This window comes from Cupriavidus sp. C2SS-8b (assembly GCF_057073745.1).
In genome coordinates, this window is sequence record NZ_CP172717.1 from 373,989 (window position 1) to 388,144 (window position 14,156).

13 protein-coding genes are annotated in these 14,156 nt (G+C 63.9%); 1 reads left to right on the top strand and 12 read right to left on the bottom strand.

The genetic code is table 11. The features are described from left to right. Window positions 1–48 precede the first annotated feature (48 nt). From ACIGJB_RS18690 to ACIGJB_RS18725, 8 genes are all read right to left on the bottom strand, one after another. A complete protein-coding gene (locus tag ACIGJB_RS18690; RefSeq protein WP_483733793.1) occupies window positions 49–402 on the bottom strand; it encodes a copper-binding protein in 354 nt (117 codons plus the stop codon). Then, window positions 399–3,569 (bottom strand): efflux RND transporter permease subunit, encoded by a 3,171-nt coding sequence (locus ACIGJB_RS18695; RefSeq protein ID WP_483733794.1) that lies wholly within the window; start codon window positions 3,567–3,569, stop codon window positions 399–401. The genes ACIGJB_RS18690 and ACIGJB_RS18695 overlap by 4 nt, the downstream gene beginning before the upstream one ends. Further along, window positions 3,566–5,122: an efflux RND transporter periplasmic adaptor subunit gene (locus tag ACIGJB_RS18700; RefSeq protein WP_483733795.1), complete on the bottom strand. Its 1,557-nt coding sequence runs from the start codon at window positions 5,120–5,122 to the stop codon at window positions 3,566–3,568. Before ACIGJB_RS18700 ends, ACIGJB_RS18695 begins: the two co-directional genes overlap by 4 nt. Further along, the gene (locus tag ACIGJB_RS18705) at window positions 5,119–6,420 is read right to left on the bottom strand and encodes a TolC family protein (RefSeq protein ID WP_483733796.1); all 1,302 of its coding nucleotides are present in this window, start codon (window positions 6,418–6,420) and stop codon (window positions 5,119–5,121) included. The genes ACIGJB_RS18700 and ACIGJB_RS18705 overlap by 4 nt, the downstream gene beginning before the upstream one ends. A gap of 68 nt (window positions 6,421–6,488) precedes the next feature. Then, a complete protein-coding gene (locus ACIGJB_RS18710; protein ID WP_483733797.1) occupies window positions 6,489–6,890 on the bottom strand; it encodes a hypothetical protein in 402 nt (133 codons plus the stop codon). 265 nt (window positions 6,891–7,155) lie between these two features. Continuing rightward, a complete protein-coding gene (locus tag ACIGJB_RS18715; RefSeq protein WP_483733798.1) occupies window positions 7,156–8,742 on the bottom strand; it encodes an isocitrate lyase in 1,587 nt (528 codons plus the stop codon). 362 nt (window positions 8,743–9,104) lie between these two features. Next, window positions 9,105–9,509 (bottom strand): cupin domain-containing protein, encoded by a 405-nt coding sequence (locus ACIGJB_RS18720; protein WP_483733799.1) that lies wholly within the window; start codon window positions 9,507–9,509, stop codon window positions 9,105–9,107. Window positions 9,510–9,513: 4 nt separating this feature from the next. Beyond that, window positions 9,514–10,266 (bottom strand): SDR family oxidoreductase, encoded by a 753-nt coding sequence (locus ACIGJB_RS18725; RefSeq protein ID WP_483733800.1) that lies wholly within the window; start codon window positions 10,264–10,266, stop codon window positions 9,514–9,516. Window positions 10,267–10,454: 188 nt separating this feature from the next. Between ACIGJB_RS18725 and pdxR the strand changes: the two genes are divergently transcribed. Continuing rightward, a complete protein-coding gene (gene pdxR, locus ACIGJB_RS18730; protein WP_483733801.1) occupies window positions 10,455–11,984 on the top strand; it encodes a MocR-like pyridoxine biosynthesis transcription factor PdxR in 1,530 nt (509 codons plus the stop codon). 38 nt (window positions 11,985–12,022) lie between these two features. Here pdxR and ACIGJB_RS18735 read toward each other — a convergent pair whose 3' ends face one another. The 4 genes from ACIGJB_RS18735 to ACIGJB_RS18750 form a co-directional block, all read right to left on the bottom strand. Continuing rightward, on the bottom strand, window positions 12,023–12,406 hold the full coding sequence (locus tag ACIGJB_RS18735) for a VOC family protein (RefSeq protein ID WP_483733802.1): 384 nt from the start codon (window positions 12,404–12,406) through the stop codon (window positions 12,023–12,025). Window positions 12,407–12,538: 132 nt separating this feature from the next. Beyond that, window positions 12,539–13,300, bottom strand: coding sequence for a cyclic nucleotide-binding domain-containing protein (locus ACIGJB_RS18740; RefSeq protein WP_483733803.1), 762 nt, complete (start codon window positions 13,298–13,300; stop codon window positions 12,539–12,541). Window positions 13,301–13,537: 237 nt separating this feature from the next. Then, window positions 13,538–13,876 carry a Dabb family protein gene (locus tag ACIGJB_RS18745; protein WP_483733804.1) on the bottom strand — a complete coding sequence of 113 codons (339 nt, stop codon included), beginning with the start codon at window positions 13,874–13,876 and terminating at the stop codon, window positions 13,538–13,540. Window positions 13,877–13,918: 42 nt separating this feature from the next. Continuing rightward, complete coding sequence (locus ACIGJB_RS18750; RefSeq protein ID WP_483733805.1) at window positions 13,919–14,143, bottom strand: DUF2798 domain-containing protein; 225 nt, start codon at window positions 14,141–14,143, stop codon at window positions 13,919–13,921. Between the last annotated feature and the right edge of the window lie 13 nt (window positions 14,144–14,156).

Here is a 14,156-nt window from a genome sequence, read left to right on the forward strand (position 1 = left end):
ATCGCCTGAACGCTTGCCGCCAGGCCGGCGGCAAGCCATTGACTGCGCTTACTTGCGCTGCATGTCAACGACGGTCGGCTTGCCGTCGACCTTGTCGAACATGACCGTGACCGCTTCGCCCTCTTTGAAGTTCTTGAGCGATGCGCGGTCCTTGACCGGAAAGGCCATGGTCATGGCGGCCATGCCGAGATTCTCGATAGGGCCATGTTTGAGCGTAACCTTGCCGGCCTGCAGATCGATCTTCTTGATTTCCGCGGCGACGGGGTGCGGCGCCTTCGATGCTTCGGCAGATGGCTTCATGTCCATGCCTTTCATGTCCATACCGCCTGCAGCGCCGGCGGCAAATGCTGTCGGCGCGGCAGCGAGGGCAAGCATGAGCGTGAGCGTCTTGATCAGTTTCATTGTGTTTCCTCCTGAAATGAGGGGTGGGTTGAACTTGAACCAGGTTTTATCTGACGCCGGCGTATCAGCAGATACACAGCCGGCACCACAAACAGGGAAAGCAAGGGCGCGGTTACCATACCGCCGACCATTGGGGCAGCAATGCGCTGCATGACTTCCGATCCCGTGCCGTGTGACCACATGATGGGAATCAGGCCCGCGAGAACGACCGCGACGGTCATGGCCTTGGGGCGTACGCGCAGCACGGCACCTTCCTGGATAGCATCCAGCAGCGAGGACACGCTGACCTCCCCGCGCTCCTCGCGCTTGCTCCAGGCTTGTTTCAGGTAGAGCAGCATGATCACGCCAAACTCGGCCGCCACGCCGGCCAGGGCAATGAAACCGACGACACCGGCGACCGACAGGTTGTAGCCCAGCAGATAAAGCAGCCAGAAGCCGCCGATCAGTGCCAGTGGCAGCGTTGCCATGATAAGGAGGGCCTCGTCAAGGCGACCGAACACCAGGTAGAGCAGCACGAAGATGATGAGCAGCGTGAACGGAACCACCACCTGCAGCTTGGCGGTGGCTCTCTCCAGGTATTCAAACTGCCCTGACCAACTGAGGGCGTAGCCCGCCGGCATCGGCACCGCCTTGGCCACAGCCGTTTGCATGTCCCGCACGGCCGAGCGCAGATCGCGTCCGCGAATGTCCACGTACACCCAGCCGGACAAGCGGGCGTTCTCGCTGCGCAGCATTGGCGGACCCTGCTCCACCTGAAGGCGCGCGACGTCGGACAACGTGATCTGCTGCCCCCTGTCGGTCACGATGGGGAGGCTTCGCAGTTGTTCCACCGAGTCGCGGTAGTCGCGTGGGTAGCGCACATTGATTGGAAAGCGCGCCAGCCCGTCGATGACTTCCCCCACGTTGTCGCCACCGATCGCTGACGATACGATGCTCTGCACGTCCTCGATGTTGAGCCCATACCGTCCGGCCGCCATACGGTCGATGTCGACATCGACATAGCGTCCGCCAGACAGGCGCTCGGCCAGTGCCGAGGTAACGCCCGGCACGGTCTTGACGACTTCTTCAATGCGCGTGGCCAGCCGGTCAATCTCCTTCAGGTCGGTGCCCGCCACCTTGATGCCGACCGGACTTTTGATGCCCGTGGCAAGCATATCGATCCGGTTGCGGATCGGCGGGACCCAGATGTTGGACAGTCCCGGCACCTTCACCACGCGATCAAGCTCCTCGACCAGCTTGTCTGTCGTCATGCCGGCGCGCCACTGGTCGCGTGGCTTGAACTGAATGGTGGTTTCGAACATCTCGATGGGCGCCGGGTCGGTCGCGGAGTCGGCGCGACCCGCCTTGCCAAACACGGTGGCGACCTCAGGCACGGTCTTGATGAGACGGTCAGTCTGCTGCAGCAACTGCGCCGCCTTGCCGGCGGAGAGGCCCGGCAATGCCGAAGGCATATACAGCAGGTCACCCTCGTCGAGGGGCGGCATAAACTCGCCGCCGATTCGCATGATCGGCCAGGCGGTCGCGAGGAGCAGCAATGCCGCGATCATCACGGTCGTCTTCGGCCAGGCCAGGACCCATGCCAGCAGCGGCCGATAGGCACGGATCAGCCACCGATTCAGGGGATTGGACTGCTCTGTGGGAACCCTCCCGCGGATCAAATAGCCCATCAGGACCGGCACGAGGGTGATGGAAAGACCCGCCGCCGCGGCCATGGAGTAGGTCTTGGTAAAGGCGAGCGGCGAGAACAGCCGGCCCTCCTGCGCCTCCAGCGTGAACACGGGAATGAATGAGAGCGTGATGATCAGCAGCGAGAAGAACAGTGCGGGTCCGACCTCGGCAGCCGACTCACCGATCACGCTCCAGCGCTGATGCCCGGAGAGTTCCCGTCCGGGGTTGTCCGCATGCCAGTGTTCCAGATGCTTGTGCGCGTTCTCGATCATGACGACGGCGGCGTCGACCATGGCGCCGATGGCAATGGCAATGCCGCCCAGCGACATGATGTTGGCATTGACGCCCTGGTATCGCATGACCAGGAAAGCGGCCAGCACACCCAGCGGCAGCGAAACAATCGCCACCACGGCCGAGCGCAGGTGAAAAAGGAATACCAGGCAGACCAGCGCGACGACGATGAACTCTTCAATCAGCTTGTGCGTCAGATTCTTGACCGCGCGGTTGATCAGAGCCGAGCGATCGTAGGTCGTAACGACCTGGACGCCTGCCGGCAGGCTCTTCTGTAGCGTGGCAAGCCTGGCCTTGACCGCCTCGATGGTCTCCAGGGCATTCTTGCCCGAGCGCATCACAATCACACCCCCAGCCACTTCTCCCTGGCCGTCCAGTTCGGCGATGCCGCGCCGTGTCTCTGGGCCGAGCTGGATCGTGGCAACGTCACCGAGCCGTACCGGAATGCCGGCATTGCTGGTCACCAGCGGGATCTGCCGGAAGTCATCCAGTGTCTTCAGGTAGCCGCTTGCCCGGACCATGTACTCCGCCTCGCCCAGTTCCATCACCGAACCGCCGGCCTCCTGATTGGCGCCCTTTAGCGCCGCAAGGATCTTTGCCTGCGAGAGGTTGTAGGCGCGCAGCCGGTCCGGCATCAGCACCACCTGGAATTGCTTCACCATGCCGCCCAGCGAGGCGACTTCGGCGACATTGGGCAGTGATTTCAGCTCGAAGCGCAGGAACCAGTCCTGCAGCGCGCGCAGTTGGGCAAGGTCATGCTGGCCGGTCTTGTCCACCAGCGCGTACTCATAGATCCAGCCGACACCGGTGGCATCCGGGCCGAGCGCCGGCTTGGCCGCGGCGGGCAGGCGGGATTGCACCTGGTTCAGGTATTCGAGCACGCGCGAACGTGCCCAATAGAGGTCGGTGCCATCTTCGAACAGCACGTAGACGAACGAGTCGCCAAAGAACGAATAACCGCGCACCGTTTTCGCTCCCGGCACGGACAGCATGGTGGTGGTCAGCGGGTAGGTGACCTGGTTCTCCACGATCTGCGGGGCCTGGCCGGGAAACGGCGTGCGGATGATCACCTGCACATCGGACAGGTCCGGCAAGGCATCGAGCGGCGTGCTGCGCACGGCCCACAGTCCCCATGCAGTCAGCAGGACTGTTGTCAGCAGGACCAGGAAGCGGTTGCGGATGGACGCGAGGATAAGCCGCGCGATCATGGATTGGCCCCCCGAGGGGTGTCAGCCGGCTCAACCGAGGACAGGATCGCTGCGCCGTCGCTGTTCAGGTGGAAATGGAAGCGGATGCGGTCGCCAGCCTTGAGCCCCTTGGGCAGGCCGGAGGGCGGCGCAGCGAAATCCATCGTCATCGCCCCCCACTGTGCCGACGGGATGGGTCCGTGCGAAATGGTCAGGCTCTCCGAGCCGTTCACGGCTTCGATGCGTCCAAGGCCCTCGTGCTCGACTGCCGACGCAGCCGGGGGCGATGCCGGCGCGGAAACCGCTGGCGTGGCGCCCATGCGTTCGGTGGTGCCGCGCAAGCTGGCCTCCGAATCGATGAGGAACTGCCCCGAGGTGACGATCTTCTGGCCGGCCTGGAGTCCCTGAAGGATCTCGACCATGCCCGCGGCCTCGCGTCCTGTCTTGACGTCCGTTGCCACAAAACCTGCCTTGCCGGCATCGACCATGACGATGCTGCGCTGACCAGTGCGGATGACGGCCTCCAGCGGAATCACCAGCACTTCCTTCTGGTCGCCACTGTCAAACCGGACCGTGACGAACATGCCCGGCAACAGGTGCCTGCCCTTGTTAGGCAGGACAACGCGCACCTTGATGGTCCGAGTGGTCACGTCGATGTCGGGCAGCACGGTGTCGACCTTGCCAACGAGTGGCTCGATGGCGCCGGTCGGCAATACCTTGACAGGCGTGCCCGGGGCGATGGCGCGGGCTTGTCCCTCCGGTACCTCGGCAATCACCCAGACCTGGCTCAGGTCAGCCAGGCGGAATAGTGTCATGCCGGGGGACACGGTCATGCCTTCGCGGACCGCGACCTCGGTCACGAGCCCATCGACCGGGCTCAAAATGCCAAGGTTGGACTGGAGCTTGCCGGACGACTCGACCGCGCTGACCTGGCCCGGCGTCATGCCAGCTTGCAGCATCCGGGCCCTGGCTGCGCCACGCAGGTCGGATTGCCCACCGGCCATGCGAGACACGGCGAGAAATTCCTCTTGCGCGGCCACCCAGTCGGGCGAATACAGTGTCACCAGCGCCTGGCCGCGCCGAACCGGGTCGAGGGTCGCTTTGACCGCGACATGCTGGACGAAGGCATTGGTTCGCGCCTGGATTACCTTGACGCTGCGCTCGTCGATGGCGACATTGCCGGGCGCCTCGAGCACGGCGGTCATGCGGCTGGCCTTGACCTCGGCCGTGCGGATCCCAAGATTCTGCGCCACTCGGCTGTCGACCGTGACGCCAGCGCCTGCGCCATCCCCGTCCGCATAGACGGGCACGAGTTGCATGTCCATGAAGGGAGACTTGCCCGGTTTGTCGAAGCGTTGGCCGGGCACCATGGGATCATGCCAGTACAAGATTTTCTTGCCGGTCTTCGGATCGGTGTCGCCTGCCTTGAGCGCAGGCGTCGCGGCGGGCGAGGTCGAAGATTGCGAAGGCTGCGCAGATTGTGTGCCGCGCGTGATGCCAAGCTGGTAGGCGCCATAGAGGGCGGCGCCGGCGACAACGACGCCTGCCACCGTTGCAATGACTGGTGTCTTCATTTGAGTTCCTTGGTGGCCGGCTCGGTCTGTGCGGTAGGCAGCGGGACCAGGAAGGTCAAGTCGGCCCACAGCTTTGCCGTCTTGGCCTCCAGCGTCAGCCGCTCCACCTCCATGTCGATGACGCGATGGTTGGCCTCGGCGACGGCCAGCAGCGATCCTGTATTGGCCCGGTAGGCCGTGAGCGCGGCTTCCGCCTGCGCGTTGGCGAGCGGCAGCGTCCTCTCGTCGTAGCGTTTGAGCCGCTCAAGGTTGCGCTGCAGTTCGGTGAACTTGGCGCCTACCATGGCCTGGGTATTGCGCCGGATGATTTCGGCCCTGGCACGCGCCTCGTTGGCCTGTGCCAGCCTGGCAGCGACGTCGCGGTCCTGGCGATTGCCCCGGTCCCATGGCACCGGGAAGCTGACGTTCAGCGACCCCATGTTGGAGAACGCCGGGCCGCGCTGGCTGTACATCAGCTCGACCGTCACATCCGGCTTCCTGGCCTGCGTGGCCACCTGAATCTCCGACTCGGCCAGGGCCACGTCTTGTTGCGCGGCTACGATCTCGGGCACCGCGTCGAATTCGCCTTTTGCCAGTTGTTGGACGCTTTGCGGCACGTCGAGTGGCGGGCGTTCCGACAGCGGACGGTTGGCCGCCGGCCCGACCCAGCGTTCCAGATTGAGCATGGCCGTGGCCACCGCGGCGCGGTTTTCGTCCAGGCGGTCATGCAGCTTCTGGATTTCCAGCTCCATCGCCAGGACATCGGCGCGCGTGCCGCGTCCGCTGCGATAGGCGGCGGTCGCTGCCTGGAGCGCCAGGTCCACGGGATGGCCATGATGGCCGAGCAGGGCACCAGTGCGCTCGGCGTACCAGCGGTCGAGCCAGGCGCCGACGGCATTGCGCTGCACGTTGGCCAGTCCAACCGCACGCTGCGCGTCGGCAGCAGTCGCCTCGGCTTCAAAGCGGGCCGCCTTCGCGCGGCGCTTGTCCGAGCGCGTGAATTCCTGCATCACGCTGATCGACCGCATGGTCATGAAGTCCCGGGTGAGCGAGAACTGGTCCGGCCCGGTCACGGGGACATTGTTGAGACCGAACTTGAGCACCGGGTCCGGCAACTGGCCGGCGGATACCGCCATCTGGACGGCCGCCTCGACGGCGCCGCGCGAGGATTCAGCGTCGCCGGCGCGGCTGGACGCAAGCGCGACGGTTTCCGCGAGGGAAAGGGAAGGGGCGGATGGCGCAGCCACGGCATGCGACACCGCCAGGCCGAAGGCAGGCGCGCAAAGCAGCGCCAGCGTCAGGCGACGTGGGAAAAGCATAAAGCCTCCATGAACGACGACAGCTACCCGAATCTCGCGGGTAGCACCGAATGGGGTCGTTCAGGAGGCTACGTCTGGAAGCTGCAGTGAAGGATATTGAGGGGCGGCGGGCCGCGCGCTTCCCGTTCCGTGCGCAGCGCGACGCGGACTTCGGCAAGCACCACTCTCGTCGGTTCAACGATGCTCATCAACACCGGCAGGAATGCCGGAAGCTGCGGCGACACATGGTCCGCACTCTTGGAATCTGCCTGGCAGTGCGCCAGGCAAAGAACACTCTGGTCAGCGCCCTTGTCTTCACTGTCAGCCGCCATATCGGCACACGATTCGGTCATCGCCGCCGGTGTGCCGCTGCTTTCCATCTGGTAGCGGCTACCGGTACAGGCGTACGCGGCCGCTGCCAGTTGGGCTGTCAGGAAAACAATGAGAAGGATGCCGGCAAACAAGGGATGCCGGCGGGCCGAGTGACGCACGAGTTATTTGCCGAAGGCGCGATAGTCGCAAGGATACGTCCTTTTTGGGGCGTTGCAACCTGCCTGATTGCCGCAGGGATGCGGCCTGGTGCATCAGATGAAATGCATGCAACAAATGCGACCGGAGAACTGCACTAGTTGGCGTAGCTGACTCGCGGCGAGCCCTTGGGGGCTAACATGCCCTCGATACCTGTGGCTTAGCGAGGTTAAAAAAAACGCCAACCCATCACGGGTTGGCGTTCTTCCTTGCGGGGTATGGCCAGTATCAGAACTGGTTCATCGTGTTGTCCTTACCCGCCGCCTTCAGCGCCGCTTCGCCGCTGAAGTACTCCTTGTGGTCGTCGCCGATATCCGAGCCCGACATGTTCTGGTGCTTGACGCAGGCGATGCCCTGGCGGATTTCCTTGCGCTGCACGCCAGCCACATAACCCAGCATGCCTTGCTCGCCGAAGTATTCCTTGGCCAGGTTGTCGGTCGACAGTGCGGCGGTGTGGTACGTCGGCAGCGTGATCAGGTGGTGGAAGATGCCGGCTTCGCGGGCGGCGTCGGCCTGGAAGGTGCGGATCTTTTCATCAGCGGCCTTGGCCAGTTCCGTTTCGTCATATTCCACGCTCATCAGCTGGCTGCGCTCGTAGGCCGACACATCCTTGCCCGCGGCCTTCATCGCGTCATATGCCTGCTGGCGGAAGTTCAGGGTCCAGTTGAACGACGGGCTGTTGTTGTACACCAGCTTGGCGTTCGGGATGACCTTGCGGATTTCGCGGACCATGCCGGCGATCTGCTCGATATGCGGCTTTTCGGTTTCGATCCACAGCAGGTCGGCACCGTTCTGCAGCGACGTGATGCTGTCCAGCACGCAGCGCGCTTCGCCCGTGCCGGCGCGGAACTGGAACAGGTTGCTCGGCAGGCGCTTCGGACGCAGCAGCTTGCCTTCGCGCTTGATGACGACGTCACCATTGCCAAGAGCGTCGGCCGATATTTCTTCGCAGTCGAGGAACGAGTTGTACTGGTCGCCCAGGTCGCCCGGCGTGTGGGTCACGGCGATCTGCTTGGTCAGGCCGGCGCCCAGCGAGTCGGTACGCGTCACGATCACGCCATCGTCCACGCCCAGTTCCAGGAACGCGTAGCGAACGGCGCGCACCTTGGCCAGGAAGTCTTCGTGCGGCACGGTGACCTTGCCGTCCTGGTGGCCGCATTGCTTCTCGTCGGACACCTGGTTCTCGATCTGGATGCAGCAGGCGCCAGCTTCGATGAACTGCTTGGCCAGCAGGTACGTCGCTTCGGCGTTGCCAAAGCCGGCGTCGATGTCGGCGATGATGGGCACCACGTGGGTGACGTGGTTGTCGATCTTGGCCTGGATGGCGGCCTTGGCGGCGGCGTCCTTGGCGGCGTCGAGTTCGCGGAACAGGCCGCCCAGTTCACGGGCGTCGGCCTGCCGCAGGAAGGTGTACAGCTCGCGGATCAGCGCGCTGACGGAAGTCTTCTCGTGCATCGACTGGTCCGGCAGCGGGCCGAACTCCGAGCGCAGCGCGGCAACCATCCAGCCCGACAGGTACAGGTAGCGGCGGTCGGTGTTGTTGTTGAAATGCTTCTTGATGGAAATCATCTTCTGCTGGCCGATGAAACCGTGCCAGCAACCCAGCGACTGCGTGTACTTCGACGGATCCGCATCGTAGGCGGCCATGTCGGCGCGCATGATCTTGGCGGTGTACTTGGCGATGTCCAGGCCCGTCTTGAACTTGTTCTGGGCGCGCATGCGTGCGGCGTACTCGGGATTGATGGCGTCCCACGCGCTGCCGTGCTTCTCTTTCAAACCGGCAACTGCCTTGATGTCGTCTTGATACTGGGCCATGTCAATTTCCTAAGGGATGAGGCGCGTTTCAGAATAGGGATTCGGTGTGTCGCTACCGATGTCGAAGCAAGCAGCGTGGAGTAATTGTAGGGCCTATCTGGTGCAGCGCGGCAAGGTCTTATATAAGACATAAGACTTAGTTTTTCCTTATTTTTCAATGGGATAGGCATGTGATTTTGCGATGTGGAACGCGTTTTCGGGAAACGAAAAATATCGCGGGGAAAAATTCGCGCAAATTTCGTAATGTGAAACGCGCTTTCAGGGAAGGAAATTAGGGAGGGGTTTGGCCCGACAAGGCAGGCTTGACGAGCCCTGAATCACGCGCAGGTCCGGCAGCGCCGGTGCCTGCGTCAACGAGCCTGTTACTTCACGGGCGTCAGGATCGGCGCGCCCTTGTTCTTGATCAGGAACACCACAAACCGGGCCGGTTGCGCGGAGCTGGCGTTGCGACCGACCGTGTGAATGTCGTCGGGGCGTTCGTGGAAAGTATCCCCGGGTTTGAGGGTCACCTCCTTGCCGCCCTTGACGCCCATGACAATGCTTCCGTCCAGCACGTAGACAAAGGCGTGGGCGTCATGACGATGCACGGGGTCTACCGCGCCGGGCGGATAGTCCACGACGATCATCTGGACTTCCTTGCCCGGGTACTCGGGCAAGGCATCGGTGCGCAGCGGCGTGACACTGGCTTCCGGTGCGGCCATGGCCGGCTGCCCGACCATCACGCACGACAGCATCATGGCGGCCGCAATCGACAGGATCGTTTTCATGGCCTTACTCCGCGTGCGCTTGATCGAGCCATTGCTGGAGGCCGATGCGGCCGATCCGCGCATCGCCCAGCGGCACGAGCGACAGTTCCTCGACCTGGCCACCGTAGTACCGTGCATCGGGATCGGTCACGACTGGCCGGGCGTCGCCAGCCGCTTTCAGGTAACGCGCCACGATCTCCGCAAACGGCGCCCGATCCGGACCGGCTATGTCGATCGAGCCATTCAGCGGCGCCGCGAGCGCGACCTGTGCGAGGATGGCAGCAACGTCGTCCGCCGCGATGGGCTGGAACAGTCCGTCGCCGAGGCGTACCGTGCCGGCCTCCGTGCCGAAATCCGCGATGCCGCCGATGAACTCCATGAACTGGGTCGCGCGCACGATCGTGTAGGGCACGCCAGCCGCTTCGATCACGGCTTCCTGCGCGACCTTGGCAATGAAGTACGCATTGTCCGGCATGCGCTCGGCGCCGACGATCGACAGCGCGACGTGATGGCGCACGCCCGCGGCCACTTCGGCCTTGCCGAGATTGCGCGCCGAGGTGCGGAAAAAGTCGAGCACCGCCTGGGGCTCCCATGAGGGCGCGTTCGTCACATCGACGACGACATCCGCACCCGCCAGGGCGTTGCCCAGGCCTTCGCCCGTCACGGCGTTGACGCCAGTACGCGGCGACGCGGCGATTGCCGTATGGCCCGCTTCGCCGAGCAGCCGGACAACACGTGAGCCGATCAGGCCGGAACCACCGATTACGACGATCTTCATGGCAGAGTCTCCATATGAGGGAAAGGAAACGTGCGGGGCGCTCAAGGGCACAACCTGGGGTAGAGCTCCCTGACACCGCCGCATCGCTCAGCTCATTGTGGGACACTGATGCCCTAGTAATAAGGGCCAAGAATTATCAATATGACTAGGCCAAGTCCTTGCCGAGTCCCCGTGCCTGACAGACCGCCATGAGTGTACGAACCCCCGCGTTGGCTATAGAAATCGATCGGCAGAAGCCGTTGCCGATCTACCTGCAGATCTGCGAGCGCTTCAGGACGGCGATCACGGCAGGGCACCTGCGCCCCGGCGACCGCGTGCCCGCGTTGCGCGGCCTCGCCATGCAGCTGAACACCGCGCGGGGCACCGTCGAACTGGCCTATACGATCCTGGTCGACGAGGGCTACCTGCAGATGCGCGGCGCGGCGGGCACGTTCGTGTCGCCGTTACTGCCGGAGTCGGTGACGCGTTCGGCGTCCGGGCAGGGCCGCGCGCCAGTGCTCGACGGGCCGGCCACTGAAGACGCGGGTGCGCTGACGATGCCGGACGCATCGCGCGGCGCCTGGCCTGCGCCGCGACAGCCGGCGATCAGCGTCGCCATGAGCGGCGAGCCGCGGCCCTTGCAGCCGGGGCTGCCCGCGCTGGACGCATTTCCGCGCAAGATCTGGAACCGGTTTGTTTCGCGTCGCGGGCGCAGTGGCGAGCGGGCCATGCTGGCTTACCCGGATCCGGTTGGCTATCGGCCGCTGCGCGAACACATCGCCACCTATCTGGGCCTGTCGCGCGGCGTAAGCTGCGTGCCGGAACAGGTGTTCGTCACCAGCGGCTATCGCGCAACCCTCGAACTCGTGTTGCGCAGCCTGGCGAGCCCCAATGATCGCGCGTGGTTCGAGGATCCCGGCTACCTGCTCGCGCGTGGCTTCCTGGCGGAGACCGGCGTGCAGCTCGTGCCGGTGCCGGTCGACGACGAAGGCATCGACGTCGCGCGTGGCCTGGCACTGGATCCGGAGGCGCGCTTCGCGATGGTCACGCCATCGCACCAGAGCCCGCTCGGGCGCACGCTCTCGCTGGAACGACGCATGGCGCTGCTCGATTGGGCACAGAAAGGGTCCCGCTGGATCATCGAGGACGACTACGACAGCGAATTCCGCTATCTGGGCCGGCCACTGCCGGCGTTGAAGAGCCTGGACCGGCATGATCGCGTGATCTATTGCGGCACGTTCAGCAAGGTGATGTTTCCCGGCCTGAGGCTGGCGTATGCGGTGGTACCCGAACGCGCCGTGGAACGCGTCGGACGCGTCGCGTGCAGCATGAACGCGGGCTCGCCGCTGCTATTGCAGTCTGCCCTGGCAGACTTTATCGAGCAGGGACATTTTGCGCGGCATGTAAAGCGGATGCGTGCGTTGTACGGGCAGCGGCGCGTGTTGATCGCGCAAGCGCTGGAGCAGGCGTTTGGCGACCGGCTGATGGTCGAGTTGCCGCCCGGCGGAATCCAGTTCGCCGTGCAATTCGCCGAAGGGGCCGATGGCCCTGTCGATGATGTCGCCGTGGCAGCGCGGGCACGCGAAGCCGGGCTGGCGGTGCTGCCACTGTCGATCTGGTATGCGAGCGGCCGCACGCGGCATACGCCACGCGGCCTGGTGATGGGCTTCGCGAACATCTCCGATGCAGCGGAAGCGAGCTGTCTTGCGCGGACGTTGCGCGCGTGCCTGGACGGCTGAAATTCGCGGACTGAGCCCAGCCGGTGACTTTGGTCGTGTCAGGCGCCGATCTTGTAAGGGCGAGTCAGCACCTCAAGAAAATGGCCGTCAGGATCGTCGAAGTAAAACCCGCGCCCGCCGTTGTGCACATAGGTCTCGCCAGCCCGTTGTTTGCCGGGATCGGCCCAGTACTGAAGCCCCTTGTCACGGATCCGGGCAAAGACGCGGTCGAATTCTTCTTCGCTGATCAGGAACGCATAGTGCTGCATGGCTATCGCGCCGTCGCTTTCATAGAAGTCGAGCGAGACGCCGTTGTCGAGTGGAACGACCAGCATCGGCCCGAATTCGATGGGTGCTGGAAGCTCCAGCATGTCCACGAGGAAACTTGCCGATTTCTGCTTGTCGCTGCACCAGACGATGGTGTGGTTTAGCTGTGCGCTCATGTCGCGGTCCTCACCGAATGTGGCGGAGCATGTCCTTACGACTTGCACGGAACCAGCCCCGTCATCAATTCACCATAGCCGACAACGGATCGCATGCAAGTACAGGGGACGGCGGCCGGCAGAGCCCCCGGTTCACGTTCTGTGATCCCCGGTGAGATGGTGGATGCCGTGCATCTTGTCCTGCAGCCACTGGATGATGCCCACCTTGCTCGCTGGCGGTGGCTGGATGCTTGCCAGGTCCTGGCCGGCTTCACGCCGCTGGGAGAGAAGCTGGCACATCTGGGCTCCCACTTCCGGTCGCGATTTCAGGATTGGCGTGAGATCTGCCTTGTCCAGCCGGTAGAGCACGGCATCGGTGACCGCCTCGATGGTGGCGTCCATGGCGATGCCGGCCAGCACGCCCGGTTCGCCCAATGCGTCGCCCGGTCCCAGGCGGTTGGTTTCCGCGGCTTGCCCGTCGCGCAGCTGGTGGACCGACAGTACGCCGGAATCGACGAGAAGCAGGTAGTCGGTGACATCCGAACTCGTCACGACAACCTGGCCCGACGCGTACTCGTGCCGCGACAGGCGCCCGGACAATTGCGTCAGTTCGTCGGCGCCAACGGCCTGGAAGATGCCCACCGTCGAAAGCAACCGGACCCGACGGTCCACGGCCGGCGGGACGTTGCCGGGAACGCCGAGCGAACGCAGGCTGATATCCGCCGCGGCCAGATGGCGGTGGGCCAGGTCAAAGAGCTGGTTCGTCGCGACCAGCTTGTTCGCCAGGGTCGCGACATAGCAGGTCATCTCATATTCGATCGAGTTGGTGCCGGCGTGCTTGACGACCACGGAGGATTTGGGATTCGGCAGCGCAGTCTGGCAGCCCGTGATGGCGCGTTCCAGTGCCGCGATCACCGCCTTCGGCCGCGCCTCCGGCGTGCACCCTGGTCGTACAGCGGAGCAACACTGCGTGGCTCGCCGCGCTGGCTTCGGATCAAGGCTCACTATATCCGCGATGTGTACCATTCGCAGCCTTGCAGGGGCCGCGCCGGACATGGCCAACACTAGAGCGAGCCTTCTGTCCGGCTGATGTCAGGGCAAGTGGCCAATCCTGCGCAGGCCCGAAGGCCTGAGGTCCCGCTTTGGCGGTAGCTATGGCAGGGGCCTCTCACGGGAAATACTGGTGAAGCCAACATAGTCGACCTGGTGGCGGTCGATCCGGACATCCGCCAGTTCGCGCTTGATCCTCAAGTGGTCAGGATGGATCGCGTAGGCGTCCAGTGCCTCCCTTGATTCGAACTCCGTGTAGAGCACCGCATCGCAAGCGTAGTCAATGCGGCTGACGTCGGCGCCCACCTCCAGTGCCATCAGGCCCGGAATCACGCCGACCAGTCCATGGAACGCCGCCTGTATGCGGCGCACGCCTGCGTTCTTCTCTTCCGGCGTTGTGCCGTTCACCTTCCACATCACGATATGCTTGATCATCGCCATCAACCGATTGATTGGCATCGTCGAGCGAACCACCACCAGCGTTCAGCGTGTGATCCGGTTTGCGAGCCAGCGAATAAATGGGGCCGCGACTACCACGACGGGCAGCATCGCAGCCCACGAAATCAAGTACGCACGCAGCCAGTGCGAAACAAAAGTGCCCTGCGCCGCGAACTGCATGCTGGCAATTGCGGATGCCACCGCGCACGTGACGCCAGCCTGGATCGCGCCGAACGCAAAGTGGTTGTATGCCTTTGGGACCTTCCACATGTCGTACCTTTCA